At 57.8% G+C, this 20,259-nt stretch carries 20 protein-coding genes; 10 read left to right on the top strand and 10 right to left on the bottom strand.

Annotated features, from left to right (window positions below):
• The first annotated feature begins 8 nt into the window (after window positions 1–8).
• A complete protein-coding gene (locus tag GUC22_RS00225) occupies window positions 9–1,388 on the top strand; it encodes a carbohydrate porin (RefSeq protein WP_004133118.1) in 1,380 nt (459 codons plus the stop codon).
• 118 nt (window positions 1,389–1,506) lie between these two features.
• On the opposite strand, the gene nepI is transcribed toward GUC22_RS00225, so the two are convergent.
• Entirely contained in the window at window positions 1,507–2,688 is a 1,182-nt protein-coding gene (nepI, locus tag GUC22_RS00220; RefSeq protein WP_024360566.1) for a purine ribonucleoside efflux pump NepI, read from the bottom strand.
• Window positions 2,689–2,900: 212 nt separating this feature from the next.
• Here nepI and GUC22_RS00215 point away from each other — a divergent pair, with 212 nt between their 5' ends.
• Both GUC22_RS00215 and GUC22_RS00210 read left to right on the top strand, forming a co-directional pair.
• Window positions 2,901–3,260: a type II toxin-antitoxin system RelE/ParE family toxin gene (locus tag GUC22_RS00215; protein WP_116944295.1), complete on the top strand. Its 360-nt coding sequence runs from the start codon at window positions 2,901–2,903 to the stop codon at window positions 3,258–3,260.
• On the top strand, window positions 3,244–3,567 hold the full coding sequence (locus tag GUC22_RS00210) for a helix-turn-helix domain-containing protein (protein WP_160183311.1): 324 nt from the start codon (window positions 3,244–3,246) through the stop codon (window positions 3,565–3,567). Before GUC22_RS00215 ends, GUC22_RS00210 begins: the two co-directional genes overlap by 17 nt.
• Before the next feature lie 84 nt (window positions 3,568–3,651).
• On the opposite strand, the gene GUC22_RS00205 is transcribed toward GUC22_RS00210, so the two are convergent.
• The 5 genes from GUC22_RS00205 to uhpA all read right to left on the bottom strand — a co-directional run bounded on the left by GUC22_RS00205 (window position 3,652) and on the right by uhpA (window position 9,274).
• Window positions 3,652–4,104, bottom strand: coding sequence for a DUF1198 domain-containing protein (locus GUC22_RS00205; protein WP_049087028.1), 453 nt, complete (start codon window positions 4,102–4,104; stop codon window positions 3,652–3,654).
• A 211-nt stretch (window positions 4,105–4,315) separates the two neighbouring features.
• Window positions 4,316–5,707: a hexose-6-phosphate:phosphate antiporter gene (uhpT, locus tag GUC22_RS00200; RefSeq protein WP_004126843.1), complete on the bottom strand. Its 1,392-nt coding sequence runs from the start codon at window positions 5,705–5,707 to the stop codon at window positions 4,316–4,318.
• Between the two features lie 145 nt (window positions 5,708–5,852).
• Window positions 5,853–7,172 carry an MFS transporter gene (locus tag GUC22_RS00195; RefSeq protein WP_004133107.1) on the bottom strand — a complete coding sequence of 440 codons (1,320 nt, stop codon included), beginning with the start codon at window positions 7,170–7,172 and terminating at the stop codon, window positions 5,853–5,855.
• 9 nt (window positions 7,173–7,181) lie between these two features.
• Complete coding sequence (gene uhpB, locus GUC22_RS00190; protein WP_172616323.1) at window positions 7,182–8,663, bottom strand: signal transduction histidine-protein kinase/phosphatase UhpB; 1,482 nt, start codon at window positions 8,661–8,663, stop codon at window positions 7,182–7,184.
• 17 nt (window positions 8,664–8,680) lie between these two features.
• Window positions 8,681–9,274: a transcriptional regulator UhpA gene (uhpA, locus tag GUC22_RS00185; protein ID WP_004107112.1), complete on the bottom strand. Its 594-nt coding sequence runs from the start codon at window positions 9,272–9,274 to the stop codon at window positions 8,681–8,683.
• Window positions 9,275–9,575: 301 nt separating this feature from the next.
• Between uhpA and GUC22_RS00180 the strand changes: the two genes are divergently transcribed.
• Entirely contained in the window at window positions 9,576–10,448 is an 873-nt protein-coding gene (locus GUC22_RS00180; RefSeq protein ID WP_116944291.1) for a DUF6708 domain-containing protein, read from the top strand.
• Window positions 10,449–10,500: 52 nt separating this feature from the next.
• Here GUC22_RS00180 and ilvN read toward each other — a convergent pair whose 3' ends face one another.
• The 3 genes from ilvN to ivbL form a co-directional block, all read right to left on the bottom strand.
• Window positions 10,501–10,791, bottom strand: a complete 291-nt coding sequence (gene ilvN / locus GUC22_RS00175) for an acetolactate synthase small subunit (protein WP_004107116.1) — start codon at window positions 10,789–10,791, stop codon at window positions 10,501–10,503.
• 3 nt (window positions 10,792–10,794) lie between these two features.
• Window positions 10,795–12,483 (bottom strand): acetolactate synthase large subunit, encoded by a 1,689-nt coding sequence (gene ilvB / locus GUC22_RS00170; RefSeq protein ID WP_160183310.1) that lies wholly within the window; start codon window positions 12,481–12,483, stop codon window positions 10,795–10,797.
• 102 nt (window positions 12,484–12,585) lie between these two features.
• Window positions 12,586–12,681, bottom strand: coding sequence for an ilvB operon leader peptide IvbL (gene ivbL / locus GUC22_RS00165; protein WP_004107123.1), 96 nt, complete (start codon window positions 12,679–12,681; stop codon window positions 12,586–12,588).
• 582 nt (window positions 12,682–13,263) lie between these two features.
• Here ivbL and tisB point away from each other — a divergent pair.
• The 4 genes from tisB (at window position 13,264) to emrD (ending at window position 16,136) form a co-directional block, all read left to right on the top strand.
• Window positions 13,264–13,353: a type I toxin-antitoxin system toxin TisB gene (tisB, locus tag GUC22_RS00160; protein WP_064362772.1), complete on the top strand. Its 90-nt coding sequence runs from the start codon at window positions 13,264–13,266 to the stop codon at window positions 13,351–13,353.
• Window positions 13,354–13,423: 70 nt separating this feature from the next.
• Window positions 13,424–13,870, top strand: a complete 447-nt coding sequence (locus GUC22_RS00155) for a GNAT family N-acetyltransferase (protein ID WP_004133098.1) — start codon at window positions 13,424–13,426, stop codon at window positions 13,868–13,870.
• A gap of 70 nt (window positions 13,871–13,940) precedes the next feature.
• Window positions 13,941–14,774, top strand: a complete 834-nt coding sequence (locus GUC22_RS00150; protein ID WP_004133095.1) for a DMT family transporter — start codon at window positions 13,941–13,943, stop codon at window positions 14,772–14,774.
• A gap of 177 nt (window positions 14,775–14,951) precedes the next feature.
• Window positions 14,952–16,136 carry a multidrug efflux MFS transporter EmrD gene (emrD, locus tag GUC22_RS00145; RefSeq protein ID WP_024360558.1) on the top strand — a complete coding sequence of 395 codons (1,185 nt, stop codon included), beginning with the start codon at window positions 14,952–14,954 and terminating at the stop codon, window positions 16,134–16,136.
• Window positions 16,137–16,381: 245 nt separating this feature from the next.
• On the opposite strand, the gene dsdC is transcribed toward emrD, so the two are convergent.
• On the bottom strand, window positions 16,382–17,311 hold the full coding sequence (gene dsdC / locus GUC22_RS00140; RefSeq protein WP_154911185.1) for a DNA-binding transcriptional regulator DsdC: 930 nt from the start codon (window positions 17,309–17,311) through the stop codon (window positions 16,382–16,384).
• Between the two features lie 223 nt (window positions 17,312–17,534).
• On the opposite strand from dsdC, the gene dsdX reads away from it, so the two are divergent.
• Both dsdX and dsdA read left to right on the top strand, forming a co-directional pair.
• The gene (dsdX, locus tag GUC22_RS00135; RefSeq protein ID WP_004126868.1) at window positions 17,535–18,872 is read left to right on the top strand and encodes a D-serine transporter DsdX; all 1,338 of its coding nucleotides are present in this window, start codon (window positions 17,535–17,537) and stop codon (window positions 18,870–18,872) included.
• A gap of 17 nt (window positions 18,873–18,889) precedes the next feature.
• Entirely contained in the window at window positions 18,890–20,218 is a 1,329-nt protein-coding gene (gene dsdA, locus GUC22_RS00130; protein WP_160183309.1) for a D-serine ammonia-lyase, read from the top strand.
• Window positions 20,219–20,259: the final 41 nt, after the last annotated feature.

Below are 20,259 nucleotides of genomic sequence, written 5' to 3'. Positions count from 1 at the left end.
AGATAATTATGAAAACTGTAAAAATGCTGCCATTAGCAATGGCGGTCGTCGCCGCGCTGTGCCCAATTTCCGTATTCGCGCAAGAATTTACGCAGGAACAGATCGACGCCATTGTGGCGAAGGCCGTCGATAAAGCCCTCGCCGAGCGCCAGGCGAAAATCGACGCTGCCGCCGATAAAAAAGTGGATGTCATTACCAACCCGCAGACCACCGCGGCCTCGCCGGATATGGCGATCCCCTTCGGCCTCAAGTTCAGCGGCTACGCCCGCTACGGCGCGCAGTTCCAGACCGGCGATCAGAAGTTTGTCGGCGTGGATGGCTCCTATAACGGCGCCTCGGCGATCGGTCGTTTAGGCAACGAAGGCAACGGCGGTGAATTCCAGATAACCAAAGCCTTCAAAAGCAGTAAAGGCGCGATCTGGGATATCAACGTCATGTTTGACCACTGGAGCGATGAAGTTAACCTGAAAAAAGCCTACGTCGGCGTCACCAACGTGCTGGAATCTAACCCCAACGCTTATATCTGGGCCGGCCGCGACTTCCATCAGCGTCCGCAGCAGGGGATCAACGACTACTTCTGGATGAACCACGATGGCCAGGGCGCCGGGGTGAAAAACTTTGATATCGGCGGCGTGCAGTTTGACGTGGCGGGGGTGTCGCAGGTGGAGTCCTGTAGCCCGGAAGTGATGGCCGATGAGGCCAACCCGTCGCGCATCACCTGTACCGGCGGCTCCGGTACCGGCGATAACGGCCACTACGCCCTGACCACCAAAACCCACAACATCAAGGCCGGGCCGATCGACGTTGAGGTATACGCCAACTACGGCTTCGATTCGAAAGCGGTGGACAGCGACGAACGTCTCGACGCCTGGCAGGGCGGGCTGGTGCTGAGCCACACCAACGACAGCGGCGTCAATAAAGTGATCCTGCGCTACTCCGATAACTCGGATAACAGCGTCTACAACAAAACCGATGACCTGACCGCTATCTACGCCAGCTTTGAAGGTCTGCATAAATTTACCCGGCAGGCGCAGATCGAATATCTGCTGGCCTTCCACGACTATGACAACGGCAAGGACAACACCGACAACCGTAAAAACTACGGCGCCATCGTCCGCCCGATGTACTTCTGGAACGACGTTCACTCCACCTGGCTGGAAGCGGGCTACCAGCGCGTCGACTACGACCAGGGCGGCGATAACCACGGCTGGAAGCTGACGCTGTCGCAGAACATCGCCATCGGAATGGGGCCGGAGTTCCGCCCGATGCTGCGCTTCTACGTAACCGGCGGCCAGGTGGATAACAAGCGCACCGCGAAGGTCAACGGCACCAAAGACGAACAGCTGGATTCGCTGAACGTCGGCGGCATGTTTGAAGCGTGGTTCTAAGAGTGAAACCATCCCGGGTCGCGGTGTAAGAGCCAGACCCGGGTGCGCATTCCCGAAGGTGGCGCTGCGCGCCTGTCCGGGCAACCCGACCGCAGACTGCGGTGAACCCGTAGCCCCATTACACCCGCACTTTCGTCGCCACCAGCAGGCCGGTAATCAGCATCAACGTACCGGAGAGGACCAGCGGCGAGAGCAAACCGAGGTGATCCAGCGCCACGCCGCCAACCGCTGCGCCGCAGGTGTTAGCCAGCTGGATCACCGCCACCTGAATCGACCCGGCTTTTTCCGCCTGATCGGACAGGGAGCGAGTAATCCACGTTGACCAGCCTACCGGTATCAACGCGAAGGCAAAGCCCCAGATCACCGCCACCGTCGACGCCACGATTTTACTCTCCCCCCACAGCACCAGCACCGCGGCGCTGATAGCCAGCACTACCGGGGCAATCGCCAGCGCCGCTTTCACCGAGCGCTTGAGCAGCATTGAGGAGAGCGAGGTGCCGACAAAGCTGGCGATGCCGAAGCTGAGCAGCACCAGCGTCAGACCGTCGACGTCAAAGCCCGCCAGGGTCATATACACCGGGCGGATATAGGTAAAGAAGGCAAACTGGCCGGCGAAGGCCATAAAGATGGCGCACATCCCGGCCATCACGCCGGGCCGCTTCAGCAGGCCGAACATATTTTGCTGCGCCGAGGTCGACTCGCCCGGTAGAGAAGGCAGCGCCTTCAGCACCCAAATCGTACAGACCACGCCCATGACCGCCGCGCCGTTAAAGACGTTACGCCAGCCGATAATACCGCCAAGGAAGCTGCCCAGCGGCGCGGCGATCACCAGCGCTATCGATACCGCGCCGAAAATAACCGATAGCGCTTTGGGCACCACGCGCATCGGCACCAGCCGCATGGTGAGCGACGCCGACATCGCCCAAAAGCCGCCCAGCGCCAGACCAAGGCAGGCGCGGCCCAGCAGCAATAACGAAAAGCTGTTGGCAAACGAGACCAACAGGCAGGAAAGGGTCAGCAGAACCGAAAACAGGATCACCACGTAGCGGCGATCGGTATTGCGGATGATCGAGGTGATAAACAGGCTGGCGAACATCGCCACGAACGCCGTGGTGGTAACCGACTGCCCGGCAACGCCTTCGGAGATGCCTAAATCCTGCGCCATCGGCGTGAGCAGGCTGACCGGCAGGAACTCAACGGTAATCAGGCAGGCAACGCAGAAGGCCACCGCAAAAACCGCCGACCAGTTGGGTCGCGCCGCCTGATTAGCCTGCGGCGCAGAGGCATTCGAAGGAGTCATAAGTTACCTGCATGGTTGAATACGGAGGAGCCGCGCAGTGTAACATTTAAAATGTGACGAATTTAACGTTTTGACAACTTTTCAGGCTTTGCAAAGTACCTGCGTAGCTGCTCGCATAACCGGAAAATCACGTTTTTAGGTATTCCGTAACAGTAAGAGGAAGAAATAACATAGCACTTGGTGCTATATTTATGGTTACAGGATGTCAGCCAATGCGTATTTTTAAAACAAAATGGTTTACCAGGGAAGCCCGGGCTCATGCGATTGATGACGACGAACTTTGCAAAGCGATTGAAGCCACTCTCCAGGGAAAAGTAGATAACCTTGGTGGCGGCGTTTACAAAAAACGCCTCAATAAAAATCGCGATCGCGCAATCATCCTGGCAAAGGGTGCTGAGCATTGGTTTTACACATTTTTATACGCCAAACAGGATATCGCCAATATCGATAACCGAGAACTCGCGGTGTTCCGTGAGTTAGCCAGGCATTATTCCCTTCTCAGCGAGGAGAAAATGGCGGCATTGGTTAAGAGAAAAGAATTGGTGGAGATTTGTCATGACTGCAAAAACTAAATTCAAAAGCCCCGCCTTTGAAGCTATCCATAGCGCTGCCGCAGGTTTATACAGTGTTGATGCGATCGCGCAGGAGACGATGCGCAGCTTTGATGAAACATGCATCAGCCACGTAAGCGATTTCCAACCTGGTGAAATTAAGGCTCTACGTGACCAACTCAACGTCAGTCAGCCGGTTTTTGCCCGCTATCTGAACACCAGCGTGTCCACGGTCCAAAAATGGGAAAGCGGGGCAAAACGCCCCGGTGGGCTGGCATTGAAATTACTCAATATCGTGCAAAAACATGGGTTAAAAGTACTGGCATGATGCCACTTTGAGGTGATGACTTTTGCACAGTTGGCCTCGTCAGCGTGACGTTTAACGAAGCCAACAGTACACCGGGAAGTGATATCAGTGCAGCCAGTGGACGCCATCCTCCGGCAAAAACAGCGCGTTATAGCGCTCCTGCAAAGCGTGCAGCTCGCTCACTTCCGGCTCCAGCTCGCGAAGGAAACCTTGCGCGAGGCGGATTTGCGCTTCGGTAATCGGCGCCCCGAGGCGGGACTTTTTCATCAACCGGTACCAGTAGTGCAGGTTCTGCTCGCTGCCATCGACGATAGCGACCTGCCAGATCAGCAGCACCTGCGCGGCATTTTGCAAATGCGCCTCATTAGGCCGTTCCAGGTAGCGTAAATACTCGTTACCGGCGGTTTTTCCTAGCTGATCGATCATCGATTCCAGCGGTACCGGCGTAATGCCTAATCGTTCGCTCAGACGGCGAATCGCACGGCGTGAATCAGAGGTAAGCACCCGAAATCCCACAAAAAATACCACTATCAGCGTGGCCAGTCCTAACCAGATCATGCATCCTCTCACTCAATCGCAGCCCCACTATCATAATGGGAAATTGCCCGCTGTCGACTGTCGGAAATACCAGAATGTGACTTATCGCGGCCCCCTGGCGCGTTCATGAAATCACCGATCCCACCCGGGGAGCGGCTACATCAAACCGCCCGGCAAGAAGCATAAAAAAGCCCGGCGCAGAGGCCGGGCAAAGTGACTCACATCCAATGACTCAGGCAGTCTGCAAAGTTTGTGTCTTTTTCTGGCGGCGGATTTTACGTTCTTCAAACACCGCAACGATGGCCATCAGACAGATGCAGCCAATTGCCGCCGCATCCAGCGCCGCAAAGGTGCCCGCCCAGCCGGTGAGGCCGAAAATCGGCGTACCGTCGGCAATCATCCCGAGTCCCAGCTTGGCGAAGCTATCGCCGATCAGATAGGCGAAGGTGCCCTTGATCCCGTCGGCAGCGCCAATCGCCTTTTTCGGCACGAAGCCTACCGCGGCGACGCCGATCAGCAACTGCGGGCCAAACACCAGGAAACCCAGCGCAAACAGCGATGCGAGATAAACGTATTGATTGCTGGCATGCTGATAAACACCCAGCGTGGCGATAATCAGCGCCAGCGCAACGCAGGCCACCAGCGCGCGGCGACCGTTTGCCAGATCCGACAGCCAGCCCCACAGCAGCGTGCCGACCAGCGCGCCCACTTCAAACAGGGTAAAGCCCTGAATCGCCACCTCTTTGGAGAGCTTCAGCTCCTGGAAAGCGTAAACGGTGGACCACTGGTCGATACCGATGCGCACCACGTACAGGAAGATGTTGGAGAAGCACAGCAGCCAGATGACTTTATTCTTCAGCACATATTCGACGAAGATCTGCCATTTGGTCATGGCGTTCTCTTCCGTCTCTTTATCCTCTTCGCTGATCTCTTCGCCAAACAGCTCTTCGGCGTTACCGAGGCCGTAGGATTCCGGGGAGTCGCTACCAAAACGCAGGCCGATAAAACCGACGATTAACGCAATAATCGACGGGAAGATAAACATGCCAATCACGTGGCCGTCGAACAGGTAGTTGGCGCCAAACAGCGCCACGCCCGCCGCGCCGGCGCCGCCGAGGTTGTGGGAGATATTCCAGAAGCCGAGGAAGGTGCCGCGCTTACGGCGAGGCGTCCACTTGGTAATGGTCGAATAGCTGCACGAGCCGCCGGTGCTCTGGAAGAAGCCGCTCAGAGCGTAGAAGGCGATCATCAGGAACAGGCTGGTCGACCCCGCGCCCATGCTGGCGCTGAAGCCGAGCATACAGATGGCCGAGAGAATCAGCATAAACGGCAAGAACTGCTTAGTGTTCTTACCGTCTGCGTAGTAGGAGACCAGCGTTTTACCCACACCGTAGGTGATAGAAAAGCCGAGGCCGATCATCCCCAGCTGCGTCATGCTCAACCCGTAGGTGGAGATCATGTCGTTCTGCGCGATATTAAAGTTTTTGCGGATCAGGTACATGGTCAGATAGCCGATGAAAACCACCAGATACGACTGCATGAACGGTTTGAACCACATTTTGCGCCGCGCTTCGAGCGGCAGGTCCAGGGTTGGCTTGCGCACCTGGTTTAAGAAGGCCAGCATGATTGGGTGACTCCTGAGCTGATTTAATACCTGCGAATGGCAGGCATTGTAAAAATCAGCCGGGAGACTCGCCTGAGACAGCGTCCAGGCGAAACCGGGAAAATTTCTTAGTTTTACGCCATTCGGCGAAGAAAGGTGAAGTCGGTCACGCTTCTCGCGGCGCCTGGGCGTTTAAAAACGGCAGCAGCAGCAGGGCGGAAATACCGGCGGCAATGGCGATGACCACGAAAAATCCGCTCCAATGCCAGATCTCCATCACCTGCGCCAGCGGCCAGCCGGAGAGCGATGCGCCAAGATAGGCAAACAGGCCAACAAAGCCGGTTGCCGCCCCCGCCGCCTCTTTGTGCGAGCACTCCGCCGCCGCCATGCCGATCAGCATCTGTGGGCCAAAAACGAAAAAGCCGGCGGTAAAGAAGCAGGCCGCCTGCATCACGTAGCTGGCGAACGGCATCAGCCACAGCCCGCCAACTGACAACAAAATCCCGGCGGCGAAAATCAGGTTCATCGGCCCGCGGTTGCCGTTGAAGAGTTTATCCGAGCCCCAGCCCGCCACCAGCGCGCCGATAAAACCGCCCACTTCGAACATGGTGACCGCCGAATTCGCCGTCACCAGATCGACGCCGAGCGTTTCCGACATATACAGGTTGCCCCAGTCGTTAATCGCCGCGCGCACCACGTATACCAGTACGTAGCACAGCGAGAGCAGCCAGATATAGGGATTCAGCAGCACGTATTTGGTGAGGATCTCTTTGCGGGTCAGGCCAGCGCCCTCCTGCTGCTGGGCAATCTCCAGCTCATCATGCCGCCAGTCGCCCACTGCGGGCAGCCCAACCGCCTGCGGCCGGTCGCGCAGCCGCCAGCAGAGAAACAGCCCGGCGAGGATCGCCAGCGTCCCGGCAATCATCATCCCCGTTCGCCAGCCGTAGTGCAGCGCCGCCGCGCCAACCACCATTGGGATCAGCGCCCCGCCGACGTTATGCGCCGTGTTCCATAGCGCCCACCAGCCGCCGCGCTCGGTACGCGAATACCAGGCCGTCAGCAGGCGGGCGCATACCGGCGAGCCCCAGCCCTGGAAGAAGGCGTTCAGCGCCCACAGCAGCGCGAAGGCCCACAGGGAAGTGGAAAAACCAAACAGAATATTCACTACGCCGGTAGCGACCAGGCCGATGCCCATAAAATAGCGGGCGTTAGAGCGATCGCTGACGATACCGGAGAAAAATTTCGATAGCCCATAGGTGATGTAGAACAGCGTCGCCAGCAGACCGATATCGCTGCGGGTCAAAACGTTGCTGGCGAGGATTTCCGGCACCGCCGCGTTAAAGCTTTTGCGGGTGAAGTAAAACAGCGCATAGCCCAGCCAGATGGTCAGCAGAATATGCCGACGCCAGTAGCGGTAGCGCTCGTCCAGCGCCTGTTTGTCGGTAATCGGCGGAGCATCGGGCGGGGATTTTAAAAAGGCAAACATTATCGTTCCTCAAGCGTAGCGCAGCGGCAGGCTGACGCAAACGCGAGTGCCGTGGGTGCAGGAGATGGTCAGGGTGCCGCCCAGGGCGGTGACGCGCTCGCGCATGCCGGTGAGGCCAAAGCCCTGCTGACCGGAGCCCGGTGGCAGGCCGCAGCCGTCGTCCTCGATCACCAGCATCAGCCGCTGCTCCTGCTGCCAGCCTTGCAGCGTGACGGCTCTAGCGCTGGCGTGTTTGACGATATTATTCAGCCCCTCCTGGCAGACGCGGAACAGAGTGACGCGCTGGTTTTCGCTCAGCAGCGCCTCATCGATACGCCACGCCAGATGGCTGACCATACCGCGATCCTCCAGCTCCATTTCGCGCATCAGCGAGCGCACCGCCTGCTCAAGCGTCAGGTCGTCCAGCTGGCGCGGGCGCAGGCGGCCCAGCAGGCGGCGCACGGAATCGTAGACGCCGAGCGAAAGCTGCTCAATCAGCTGGCCGCTCTGCCTGACGCTGGCGCTATTCGGCGCCAGCCGCTGGACGATCCCCGCCTGGGTGCGGATGGCGGTAATGGTCTGGCCGATATCATCGTGCAGCTCGCGAGCCACTTCGCGGCGCACGCTCTCCTCGGTTTCCAGCAGGCGTTCCGCCAGCCGCTGGTTACGCACCAGCTCCTTTTGCAGCGACTGATTCAGCTCGCGCAGCCGCTGTATTCCGGCGCCCAGCAGCAGGCCGGTCAAGCTTTGCGCCAGCAGCGAAAGCAGTAAATCCACCGGATGATCGTGCCAGGTCTGGCTGGCGATCAGCGCGATGGCGTTCATCAGGGTCGCGATCAGCGCTCCCTGCCAGCCGTAGTGCCAGGCCAGAGCGATAATCGGCAGCGCCAGGCAGAAGGGCGTAAATCGTGAGAGCTCGGCGGGCAGCCCCAGCTGGAGCCAGAGGCTGACGCTGAACAGCAGCAGGTACCAGATAAGATGCCGCCCGCGCCAGTTCACCGGCTGCGAGACCAGCGATGGCCCCAGCGGCCGCCAGACGGTGCTGGTGAGATAGTGCCAGATAACCAGACAGGTGGGCGCCAGCGTCAGGCCGCCGGTCAGGGTCAGCAGCAGCGCGTTCAGTCCCTCTTTGCCCTCCAGCAGCCACGGCAGCGACTGGAGCAGCGCGGCGGCGATCAGCGCGCCCCCCTGACGCAGCAGGGTGAGCCAGTCGCGCTGCTGGCGATAGCGGGAAATCAGCGCCACCGGCAGCAGGGTCAAGAGGCTTCCGGTCATCAATATTATCGGGTGCGCCAGCGCCACTTCCTGCGCCAGCCAGAGGATCAGCAGCCACTCCGCGCCCAGCAGAACCGGCCAGTAGCCGCGCGGGCACTGCAGCATCAGGCCAAGCCGCAGGCCAAAGGGGAAAAGCAGCACCGCAAGATCGGGGCGCTCCACCAGGTGCAGGCTGATGCTCCACAGGCAAAACCACGCGGCGGAAAAGATAAAGCAACAGCCGACAACCGAGAGCAGCCGCGAGAAAAAGGCTTTCATTGCCAGCTATCGAACATGCGGCGCGCCAGCTCGACGTCGTTGCTGACGCCCAGCTTTTCCAGCAGGTTAGCGCGATGAACGTGGACGGTTTTCGGCGACAGGCCCAGCTCGGCGGCAATCTCTTTTACCGCCATCCCCTGTGCCAGCTTTTCCGCCACCTCGCGTTCGCGTTTGGTCAGCGGGTCCCGTCGTCCGGCCGCCAGCTTCATGGCGATATCCGGCGTCAGGTAACAGCCGCCAGCCGCCACGGTGCGCACGGCGGCGATCAGCTCATCCGGGCTGCAGCGCTTGGAGAGAAAACCGCGCGCCCCGGCGTTCAGCGCCTGCTCCACCAGCGCCGGGCTGTCGTGTACCGACAGCATGACGATCGCCATCCCTTTCGGCAGCTGGCTTAATAATTCAAGCCCGGAGATATCCGGCATCGAGATATCGCAGATGCAGACCTGCACGCCGCGACCGGGCAGCCCCGCCAGCGCCTCGCGCCCGGAACCGAATTCGGCAACGACCTGAAAATCGGCTTCCAGCCCCAGCAGTTGGGCAAAGCCGGAGCGGACGATAAGGTGATCGTCAATAAGGGCGATAGTAGTCATGGCGTTTCCTGACGGGTTAAAAAACGCGCTTACCTTAACGATATACACTTCATCCTTCAAGCTGCCTCTGCGCAGACTTGCCGCCTTGATGGCACGACTGATTGAGTTGCCAGCAAGTCATTCACAACAGCGGGTGAGATATTTAATCTCTATGTGTTATGGCTACAATCGCAATATAACGCTGCCAATTATTCACATGTAAAATATATTGATGCCATTATTGCCTAAGATCACTACATCCATTATGTACAGGAAGTAACCTAAATGATATCGTCCCTGTAAAATCAGCAAGGGAATATATATGCACCAACGACCTCATTTAGCTAAGCAAACGATCGATGCACGTTTGCTTAACCAGCTAAATACAAAAACGCAGAGTAAAACGGAGAAGTTATCGCACAGCGAAAAATTAGCTTATATCAACGATGACTACTGCGAGATAACGCGTAATTACACTTCATTTTATGGGATGAACATCCTGGGCATTGTGCTTTTCTTGCCTGTTGTTATTTTGTGTTTTGTGGGTATTTTATTTTCCTTATATGATATAACATTCAATTTTGAACGACATGTTGAAAGCTGGAATTCCAGGTCGGGCGATTATCTTTTACTATGTTTTGGATTTTTTATTTCATTTTTCATGACGTTTATTTTCGCAGCCATCGTAAACTATTTTATCTTCGCGCCCCAGCATTATCCGGTTCGTTTTAATAGAAAAACCGGCAAGGTTTATGTTTACGATTACGTGATGTATAGTATCACTTATAAATTAACCTATACTTTCTGGTGGCATCATCCTTTTTATAAACGAACTAAACCTGAATGCAAAGAGTATGACTGGAGCCAGATTCAAGCCATCAGTATATATTCACGCAATAAGCACTCATCATACTCCACAATTCGCTGCGTCGTTTATGACTCCAGCATCAGTACCACTATGATCGATTCCTTTAACCTGATATCGACGGACGCGGGTACGGATGCGCTGTTTATGCCTAACTACAAGCTGTGGTTATGGATTAGTAATTATATGAAATTTAACGATGAGTTATTAGATATGTCCGTTAACACGAAACCAGGTATTTATGGACGCGAAGTGAAGTGGCCTGATGATATGGATAAGAAATCTAAAGTATCATCTTTGAATGAGTACAGTAAAATCTGCTCTGAATAAACTCAGAGTAGGCTTTACTTCCCGGCAAGAATATTCCCGCCGGGAAGACTAGTTACTCAAAAAAGACCGCGATTTTGCTGAACATAGAGGGATCGGACTGGTTACGCACCACTTTCTCAACATCTTCCAGCTTTTCGATCTGGCTAATCATCTGCCCGAGGCGCTGATCGTCGTTGACCAGCAGCCAGATGCGGCTCTGGTTGCTGTCCTGAATCGGCAGACAAAGAATGCCTTCCACGTTGAAAGCGCGACGGGCAAACAGGCCGCAAACGTGGGTCATCACGCCGGGATGGTTGCGCACGGTGAGCTGTAGAATAACGTTTTCATGAGTCGCTTGTTGCATGGCTTATTCCCCCACCATTTCAGTATTGGCCGCACCCGGCGGTACCATCGGATACACTTTTTCTTCGGCATCGATACGCACGTGGATCAGCGCCGGACCCGGGCGGTCGATAATCGCCTGCAGCGCCGCCTGCGGATCGGCTTCGTTATTTAAATTACAGGTTTGCAGACCAAAACCGGCGGCAATCTGCATAAAGTTAACCATCCCCGGATAGGTCGCGGCGAACACGCCCTGCTTGTAGAACAGGCTCTGCTGCTGATAAACCAGCCCCAGCGCTTCGTTATTCATCAGGATGATTTTCACATCCAGCTGATTTTCCGCCGCGGTAGCCATTTCCTGAATGTTCATCATCAGGCTGCCGTCGCCGGAGAAGCAGATGACCTTGCGCTGCGGGTTGGCCAGCGCCGCGCCGACCGCGGCAGGCAGGCCAAAGCCCATGGTGCCGAGACCGCCGGAGGTCAGCCACTGGCGCGGGCGGTTCAGCGGATACGCCTGCGCGACCCACATCTGGTGCTGGCCCACGTCGGTGGTGACGATAGCCTCGTCGTCAACGCAGGCGGCGACGGCGTTAATCAGGCCATAATGGGAAAGCGGGTCTTGCTCCTGCGGGATGGTGCAGGGGAACTCCCGCTGCAGATCGGCCACCAGCTGCAGCCATGCGCTGCGCGGCTGCGCCTCAACCTGGGGGATCAGCTGTTCCAGCACTTCGCCAACGTCGCCCTGAATCGCCACGTGCGCCTGCTTGATTTTACCCAACTCTGAACGGTCGATATCAACGTGGATAATTTTCGCGTTCGGGCAGAACTGCTCGGTTTTACCAATCGCCCGGTCATCAAAACGCGCGCCTAAAACAACCAGTAAATCAGCCTCTTGCAGAATAAAATTGGTACTGCGCGCGCCGTGCATCCCCAGCATGCCCAGCGACAGCGGATGCGCTTTCGGCAGCATCCCCAGCGCCATCAGGGTCTGGGTAGTCGGCAGGTTGGCCTTTTCCGCCAGCTGGCGAATATGCTCAGGCGCGTTGATCACCCCGCCGCCCAGGTAGAGCACCGGACGCTGCGCGGCGTTAATCATCGCCGCCGCTTCACGTACGCTGGCGCTATCGAATTCCGGGGCTGCCATGCGGGCGCCGGGTTCCGGCAGGGCGTCGAGCTCAATGGTTGCCGCCTGAACATCCTTAGGAATATCTATCCACACCGGCCCTGGTCGCCCGGACTGCGCGATGCGAAACGCGTCGCTCATCACCTGCGGCAGTTCAGCAATATTGCGCACCAGGTAGTTATGTTTGGTGATGGGGATAGAGATACCGTAGGTGTCGACTTCCTGGAAAGCGTCGGTGCCGATCATCGAGGCCGGAACCTGGCCGGTAATGCATACCAGCGGAATCGAATCCAGGCGGGCGTCGGCGATCGCGGTGATCAGGTTGGTTGCCCCCGGTCCGCTACAGGCCATACAGACGGCGGGTTTGCCTTCGGTGCGCGCCATGCCCTGGGCGATGAATCCCGCCCCCTGCTCGTGACGCGCCAGAATATGGCGGATCTGCGTGCTTTGGCTTAACGCGTCGTAAATGGGAAGAATGGAGCCGCCCGGAATGCCGCTGACCGTGGTGATCCCCTGACGCTCCAGTAAATGAACGACTAACTGCGCGCCAGTGAAGCGCATTTTTTCTGATGTTGTGCCCGAACTTGCCATGCTCCAGTCCTTTTATTCTGGGCCGACTTACCGGGGGGCATGAAACGAAAAACCCCGCTCGGTTTGCGCCGGCGGGGTTTGGAATTCGTGTTGTTCCGGACCCTACGGCGCGTTGCCGACGACGACCACCACAGACACGACGACCACCGCGGCAGGCGCGGTTAGTAGTAGGGTCGAAGTCAGCGTGGTAGCGTTCATGAGGGACCTGTTGTCTCAAAAAGTGAATGAATTTATACAAACACAGCTTGTGTCATTTCACAATCGATTTATTTTCAACCACAAGAAACTGCGTTAAGGATCACATTAATTTGCGGAGGGATGAAAAACAGAAAACCCCGCCGCGGCGAGGTTTTCTGTTCGGTGTTTTTACGGTTGGTAGCCGCAAGCACACTGTATTACGTCAACGAAAAAAGTATACGCGATCGGCGAAGAAGGCGCAATTTTCACGACGGTTTTTGCTGATGTAGAGTATGGATCGTCCACGTAAATTTGTCCAAAAAATACTGTTCATACATACAGTATTCATTCTATACTGAGGGGGTACGCAGGGTGAATCTGGGGCCGCACTTTTACCGGCGCAAAGAAGTCCTGGCTGAAACGGGTGGTGCCGTCAGCGCCTTAACCCCAGAAGAGCACACTGTGTTACGTCAACAAGTACCCCGAATAGTTTAGCCCGCCGCCGACAGGCCGGCGCCTGAATTATGACGGGTATCCCTGGCTGGCAACAGGCGGCGGAAAGGTACGCCAGCCGGTCGTGCTCCTGAACCAGAGGAGACGCGTATGGGCGGAGTGGATATCATTGTTCTGATCCTGAAACTCATGGTTGCCGTGTTGCAACTACTTGATGCAGTCCTGAAGCAGTTCCGCTGATTCAGGTTCAAGTCGCACCTGGGAGGGGCGGGAAACCGCCCCTCTACAGGCTAACCCGATGGAGAAAACCATGCCACCGCTGTTGATTGCCGCCATCACCCCGGACGAACCCGGTTTTTCGGCACTGCGCGCCGAAAGCCAGGCGCAAAACCTGAATATGCTGCGCCGCCTGGCGGAGAACTGGCAAAATGGGGAAAATCGCTTTAACGCCCCCGGAGAAAAGCTACTGGGAGCCTTTGCCTACGGGCAGCTGGTCGGCGTTTGCGGGCTGAATGCCGACCCGTTTAGCCAGCAGCTACGGGCTGGCCGCATTCGCCATTTATACATCGGCGAACGCCACCGTCGACAGGGGATCGGGCATCAGCTGCTGGTCTCGGTTATCACCCATTCCGGTGCTAGCTTCGATTTTCTCAACACCCATGCGCCGTCAACGGCCTGGTCGTTTTATGAAAATCTGGGGTTTCGCCCGGTGCATGATGAGCCCCGGGTTACGCATCGTCTCTTCTGTTCGCTCTAGCCGCCGCTGGCTGACGACAAGCACGCATGTTACAGTCCGGTGACGATTTTTTCCTCAGCGCCAGGCCGCAATGACCATTACCGTATTCTCTATTTTGCTGTTCGCCGCCCTGCTTCACGCCAGCTGGAACGCTATCGTAAAAGCCAGCGGCGATAAGCTGTACGCGGCGGTCGGCGTTAGTGGCTCAGCGTCGCTCATCGCCCTGGTTCTGCTCCCCTTTTCTCCCCAGCCGACGCTGGCCAGCGTGCCGTTTCTTGCGGTTTCCTGCGCGCTGCAGGTGGTGTATACGGTGCTGGTGGCAAAAACCTATCAGGTCTCGGATATGAGCCAGACCTATCCGCTGATGCGCGGGACCGCGCCGCTACTGGTGGCAATAATCAGCGTCATCTTCCTGGGCGACCATCTTTCCCCGCTGGCGTGGCTGGGCATCGGCGTCATCTGTCTGGCGATTCTGGCGATGGCTTTTAACGGCCGCGCCAGTTCAAGCCAGGGTATCGTACTGGCGCTAATCAACGCCTGCTTCATTGCCGGCTACACGCTGGTTGACGGAACCGGGGTACGGCTTTCAGAAACCGCGCTGGGCTATACCCTGTGGACCTTTTTTATGAACGGCTTCTGCCTGCTGGGTTGGGCGATGATTGCCCGACGCCCGCAGGCCAGCCGCTATCTGCGCCAGCACTGGAAGAAAGGCATGGTCGGCGGCGTCGGCACCATGGGCTCCTATGGTCTGGCGCTGTGGGCAATGACCCAGGCGCCGCTGGCGGTGGTTGCCGCCCTGCGCGAAACCTCGATTCTTTTCGGCGCGGTTATCGCATTTATCCTGTTGAAAGAGAAGATGGTTCCAGTGCGTATCGTTGCCGCCTGCGGTATCGCCGCCGGGGCGATTTTGCTGCGGCTGTCATAAGCAATACATGGCAACATTAGTTGCCGATTGTTGTTTACAAAACCTGCCTGAAAATCCTCCCACAATCACCGTCACGTGGTTGTCCTGTCATTATTATGTGGTAGATTCCTCCATCGTTTTGCGGGTGTGCCAGTCACATATTCTCTATACTCAACTTTATACAAAGTATTCATCGACATGAAACGGCATAAGAACTTCAATTTGTTGTTGATGCTGGTACTGCTGGTGGCCGTAGGCCAGATGGCGCAGACCATTTATATTCCGGCGATTGCCGATATGGCGGTATCGCTAAACGTTCGCGAAGGCGCGGTGCAGAGCGTGATGGCCGCTTATCTGCTGACCTACGGCGTCTCGCAGCTCTTCTACGGCCCGCTGTCCGATCGCGTTGGCCGCCGCCCGGTGATCCTCGTTGGGATGTCTATTTTTATGCTGGCGACGCTGGTTGCCATCACCACCCATAGCCTGCCGGTGCTGATTGCCGCCAGCGCGATGCAGGGCATGGGCACCGGCGTCGGCGGCGTCATGGCGCGTACCCTGCCGCGCGATCTGTATGAAGGCGCGCAGCTCAGGCACGCCAATAGTCTGCTGAATATGGGGATTCTGGTCAGCCCGCTGCTGGCGCCGCTGATTGGCGGCATTCTCGATACTCTGTGGAACTGGCGGGCCTGTTTCGTGTTCCTGCTGGTGCTTTGCGCCGGCGTCACCTTTAGCATGGCGCGCTGGATGCCGGAAACCCGGCCCACCGGCGCACCGCGTACCCGGCTCATCACCAACTATAAAACGCTGTTCGGTACCGGCGCGTTCAACTGCTATCTGCTGATGCTGATCGGCGGCCTGGCGGGCATTGCCGTATTCGAAGCCTGTTCCGGCGTACTGATGGGCGCGGTGCTGGGTCTGAGCAGCATGTCGGTCAGCATTCTGTTTATTCTACCGATTCCGGCGGCGTTCTTTGGCGCCTGGTTTGCCGGCCGGCCGAACAAGCGCTTCCCGACGCTGATGTGGCAGTCGGTGATTTGCTGCCTGCTGGCGGGCGTGCTGATGTGGATCCCTGGCCTGCTGGGCGTGATGACCGTCTGGACCCTACTGGTTCCCGCCGCGCTGTTCTTTTTTGGCGCCGGGATGCTGTTCCCGCTGGCGACCAGCGGCGCGATGGAGCCCTTCCCGTTCCTCGCCGGTACCGCCGGGGCGCTGGTGGGCGGACTGCAGAATATTGGTTCCGGCGTGCTGGCGTGGCTGTCGGCAATGATGCCGCAAACCGGCCAGGGCAGCCTTGGCCTGCTGATGATGCTGATGGGATTGCTGATTCTGCTATGCTGGCTGCCGCTGGCGTCGCGCTTTCATCAACACCAGCAGCCGGTTTAAGGCCTCGTGGACATCCCGGAGGCGGCGCCTGACGCGCCTTGTCCGGGCTACCGGATTGGCAGGCTGCCGGGACTCTGTAGCCCGGCTAAGCGCAGCGCGAGCCGGGAAGCGGAGGCGAAGTATCAGTCCCGGCATATTTCCCGGAGGCGGCGCCTGGCGCGGCTGTCCGGGCTACCGACCGGCAGACAGCGGTAAACCCGTAGCCCGGTCAGCGCAGCGCCACCGGGATGAAACTAAGCCGGTCATCATAATTGCGCCTGACCCTGCAGCCAGTTGATAAAGGCATCGATTTTCGGCCATTGACGGCCCGGCAGGGTCGTCACGTAGTAGTGCTGATGGCACTCCAGGGTCATCTCGCCGAACGGCGCAATCAGCTCGCCGCTCTCCAGGCGCTTTTGCACCAGCCGCTTACGCCCCATCGCCACGCCGACGTGGTGCATCGCCGCAATGACTGCCAAATCCGAACGATCGAAGCCAATTCCTGACGATTGCGGCAAATCGATGCTAAATTTCTGCGCCCAGCTGAACCACTCGTCGGTGCCGGAATCGTTGCTCCAGGCCTGACGATCGTGCAGCAGCGTGCAGTGGCGAAGGTTGGCGGGATTCTGCTGCAGCTGATGCTGGCGCGCGTAATCCGCCGTACACACCGGCACGATAGCCTCATCCATCAAAAAATGATGGCTAAGCTGCGAGGAAGGCGCGTCATCAAAGTAGATCGCCAGGTCGATGCCCGCGCGCTGCATGTTGACGTTATCGTTGCCGGTCAGCACGGTAAGCGAGATCGACGGATAGCGGCGGGTAAAATCGCCGAGCGCGGGCACCAGCCAGCACTGGGCGATGGACGGGCGCGAATAGACCGTTAACGTTCCCGACAGCTCCTGGTTTTTAATATCCAGAATCTCCTGGTTCAGGCTGCCCAGCGAGGACTTCAGCGCCCAGAACACCCGTTTGCCCTCATGCGTCAGCTCCACCTTGCGGTGCGAGCGCACAAACAGCTGAATCCCCAGCTCTTCTTCCAGCTGATTGATACGGTGGCTCACCGCGCTGGGCGTCAGCGACAGCTCCTCCGCCGCCAGGGCGAACGACTCATGGCGGGCGGCGACTTCAAACGTATACAGCTTCGAAAGCTGCCAGCCGTTGAGCAGCCGATTACCCAGATCTTTTAGCGTCTCCATCACCTACTCCTTTAATTTTCCTCGCCGAGTGTAAGAAAATTATCGCCCTGCCGAGCGCTTAAAGATGAAAAAAAGTGATTCATAGCACAATAAATAGGCAACATTAGAGCGAAATCACCTTTTTGATTCAATTTGATTCACCTGAAGAGCCGTTTATATCGTTTGTCAGCACGTGCCGTTTTTCTGTTCAATACCCATAGATTATTCACAGGCGAGGTGGGGTATGGAATCTCAGATCTGGGTTGTGAGCACGCTGCTGATTAGCATCGTGTTGATTGTGTTAACTATCGTCAAACTGAAGTTTCACCCGTTTCTGGCGCTGCTGCTGGCCAGCTTTTTCGTCGGCGCCATGATGGGAATGAGCCCGCTGGATATGGTTAACGCCATCGAGAGCGGGATTGGCGGCACGCTGGGCTTCCTGGCGGCGGTGATTGGGCTGGGGACGATTCTCGGCAAAATGATGGAGGTCTCCGGCGCGGCTGAGCGTATCGGCCTGACGCTCCAGCGCTGCCGCTGGCTGTCCGCTGACGTCATTATGGTGCTGGTGGGCCTGATTTGCGGGATCACGCTGTTCGTTGAAGTGGGCGTGGTGCTGCTGATCCCGCTGGCGTTTTCCATTGCCAAAAAAACCAACACGTCGCTACTCAAGCTGGCCATCCCGCTGTGTACGGCGCTGATGGCGGTGCACTGCGTGGTGCCGCCGCATCCGGCGGCGCTGTTTGTCGCCAATAAGCTGGGCGCGGATATCGGCACGGTGATCGTATACGGTCTGCTGGTGGGCCTGCTGGCTTCGCTGGTCGGCGGCCCGCTGTTCCTGCGGCTGCTCGGCAACCGCCTGCCGTTTAAAGCGGTTCCGGCTGAATTTGCTAACCTCGAAGTGCGCAAAGAAGAGACCCTGCCGTCGCTGGGCGCCACGCTGTTTACGGTGCTGCTGCCGATCGGCCTGATGCTGGTCAAAACCATCGCCGAACTGAATATGACCAAAGGCGGCACGCTGTATATGCTGCTGGAGTTTATCGGCAACCCGATCACCGCCATGTTTATCGCCGTCTTCGTGGCCTACTACGTGCTGGGTATCCGCCAGGATATGGGGATGAGTACCCTGCTGACGCATACGGAAAACTGCTTCGGGTCGATTGCCAACATTCTGCTGATTATCGGCGCAGGCGGGGCCTTCAACGCCATCCTGAAAACCAGCGGCCTGGCCGATACGCTGGCGGTGATTCTGTCGAACCTCGATATGCACCCGATTCTGCTGGCCTGGCTGGTGGCGCTGATTCTGCACGCCGCGGTCGGTTCCGCCACCGTCGCAATGATGGGCGCAACCGCCATCGTCGCGCCGATGCTGCCGCTCTATCCCGGCGTGAGCCCGGAAATCATCGCTATCGCCATCGGCTCCGGCGCGATTGGCTGCACTATCGTAACGGATTCCCTGTTCTGGCTGGTTAAACAATACTGCGGGGCAAGCCTTAACGAAACGTTCAAATACTATACCACGGCGACCTTTATCGCTTCGCTGCTTGCACTGGCCGGTACATTCCTGCTTTCTTTCATCATCTGAGCGCAAAGAGACGTAATATGAAAAACGCTGACATGACCACTTTACTCGCACAGTTTCCTCTACTGGAGGAGCTGATTGCCCTGAAAGAAACTACCTGGTTTAACCCGTCAACGACGTCGCTGGCGGAAGGGTTACCCTACGTTGGCCTGACGACAGAAGACGTTCAGGACGCCCACGCCCGGCTCGATCGCTTTGCGCCCTATCTGGCGGAAGCCTTTCCGGAAACCGCGGCCACCGGCGGTATTATCGAGTCTGAGCTGGTGGCTATTCCGGTAATGAAGGCCCGGCTGGAAAAAACTTTTAGCCAGCCGATTAGCGGCGATCTGCTGCTGAAAAAAGACAGCCACCTACCGATTTCCGGCTCCATTAAGGCCCGCGGCGGCATTTATGAGGTGCTGACCCATGCGGAGAAACTGGCGATCGGCGCGGGGTTATTAAAAACTTCCGACGACTATCGCAAGCTGCTGACTCCTGAGTTCAGGGATTTCTTTAGCCAGTACAGCATCGCCGTCGGCTCCACCGGTAATCTGGGGATGTCGATTGGCATTATGAGCGCGCGCATCGGCTTTAAGGTGACGGTCCATATGTCCGCCGACGCCAGGGCGTGGAAAAAGGCCAAACTGCGCAGCCACGGCGTGACGGTCGTGGAGTACGAAGAGGATTACGGCGTGGCGGTTGAGCAGGGGCGCAAAGCCGCCGAGTCTGACCCGAACTGCTTCTTTATCGATGATGAGAACTCGCGCACCCTGTTTCTCGGCTACGCCGTGGCCGGCGAGCGGCTAAAGGCGCAGTTTGCCCGCGAAGCGCGCGTGGTGGACGCCGGTCATCCACTGTTTGTTTATCTGCCGTGCGGCGTGGGCGGCGGCCCCGGCGGGGTGGCGTTCGGCCTGAAGCTGGCATTTGACGACCACGTCCACTGCCTCTTCGCCGAGCCGACCCACTCCCCTTGCATGCTGCTGGGGGTCTATACCGGCCTGCATGACCAGATTTCAGTTCAGGATTTGGGGATCGATAATCTGACCGCCGCCGACGGTCTGGCGGTCGGCCGCGCTTCCGGTTTCGTGGGCCGGGCAATGGAGCGCCTGCTGGATGGGTTCTACTCTCTCGATGACCAGACTATGTACGATATGCTGGGTTGGTTAGCCGAAGAAGAAGGTATTCGCCTGGAGCCATCCGCGCTGGCCGGCATGGCCGGGCCACAGCGGGTCTGCGCCAGCGAGGCGTATCAGCGGATGCACGGTTTCACCGCGGAGCAGATGCGCAACGCGACCCATCTGGTGTGGGCGACCGGCGGCGGCATGGTGCCGGAAGAGGAGATGGCGCAGTATCTGGCGAAGGGGCGGTAACCCTCCCGGCAGGTAAACACCATGGCGACGAAGGCTCTCTC

This window comes from Klebsiella sp. MPUS7, from assembly GCF_009905335.1.
In the GTDB taxonomy this organism is placed as follows: Bacteria; Pseudomonadota; Gammaproteobacteria; order Enterobacterales; family Enterobacteriaceae; genus Klebsiella; species Klebsiella grimontii.
This window is presented reverse-complemented; position numbering and strand designations above follow the sequence as displayed.

What these genes read in the sequence shown, in the direction of transcription:
- GUC22_RS00225 (WP_004133118.1), top strand. Translation starts at nt 9, where the DNA reads ATGAAAACTGTAAAAATGCTGCCATTAGCAATGGCGGTCGTCGCCGCG.
- nepI (WP_024360566.1), bottom strand. Translation starts at nt 2,688, where the DNA reads ATGACTCCTTCGAATGCCTCTGCGCCGCAGGCTAATCAGGCGGCGCGA.
- GUC22_RS00215 (WP_116944295.1), top strand. Translation starts at nt 2,901, where the DNA reads ATGCGTATTTTTAAAACAAAATGGTTTACCAGGGAAGCCCGGGCTCAT.
- GUC22_RS00210 (WP_160183311.1), top strand. Translation starts at nt 3,244, where the DNA reads ATGACTGCAAAAACTAAATTCAAAAGCCCCGCCTTTGAAGCTATCCAT.
- GUC22_RS00205 (WP_049087028.1), bottom strand. Translation starts at nt 4,104, where the DNA reads ATGATCTGGTTAGGACTGGCCACGCTGATAGTGGTATTTTTTGTGGGA.
- uhpT (WP_004126843.1), bottom strand. Translation starts at nt 5,707, where the DNA reads ATGCTGGCCTTCTTAAACCAGGTGCGCAAGCCAACCCTGGACCTGCCG.
- GUC22_RS00195 (WP_004133107.1), bottom strand. Translation starts at nt 7,172, where the DNA reads ATGTTTGCCTTTTTAAAATCCCCGCCCGATGCTCCGCCGATTACCGAC.
- uhpA (WP_004107112.1), bottom strand. Translation starts at nt 9,274, where the DNA reads ATGACTACTATCGCCCTTATTGACGATCACCTTATCGTCCGCTCCGGC.
- GUC22_RS00180 (WP_116944291.1), top strand. Translation starts at nt 9,576, where the DNA reads ATGCACCAACGACCTCATTTAGCTAAGCAAACGATCGATGCACGTTTG.
- ilvN (WP_004107116.1), bottom strand. Translation starts at nt 10,791, where the DNA reads ATGCAACAAGCGACTCATGAAAACGTTATTCTACAGCTCACCGTGCGC.
- ilvB (WP_160183310.1), bottom strand. Translation starts at nt 12,483, where the DNA reads ATGGCAAGTTCGGGCACAACATCAGAAAAAATGCGCTTCACTGGCGCG.
- ivbL (WP_004107123.1), bottom strand. Translation starts at nt 12,681, where the DNA reads ATGAACGCTACCACGCTGACTTCGACCCTACTACTAACCGCGCCTGCC.
- tisB (WP_064362772.1), top strand. Translation starts at nt 13,264, where the DNA reads ATGGGCGGAGTGGATATCATTGTTCTGATCCTGAAACTCATGGTTGCC.
- GUC22_RS00155 (WP_004133098.1), top strand. Translation starts at nt 13,424, where the DNA reads ATGCCACCGCTGTTGATTGCCGCCATCACCCCGGACGAACCCGGTTTT.
- GUC22_RS00150 (WP_004133095.1), top strand. Translation starts at nt 13,941, where the DNA reads ATGACCATTACCGTATTCTCTATTTTGCTGTTCGCCGCCCTGCTTCAC.
- emrD (WP_024360558.1), top strand. Translation starts at nt 14,952, where the DNA reads ATGAAACGGCATAAGAACTTCAATTTGTTGTTGATGCTGGTACTGCTG.
- dsdC (WP_154911185.1), bottom strand. Translation starts at nt 17,311, where the DNA reads ATGGAGACGCTAAAAGATCTGGGTAATCGGCTGCTCAACGGCTGGCAG.
- dsdX (WP_004126868.1), top strand. Translation starts at nt 17,535, where the DNA reads ATGGAATCTCAGATCTGGGTTGTGAGCACGCTGCTGATTAGCATCGTG.
- dsdA (WP_160183309.1), top strand. Translation starts at nt 18,890, where the DNA reads ATGAAAAACGCTGACATGACCACTTTACTCGCACAGTTTCCTCTACTG.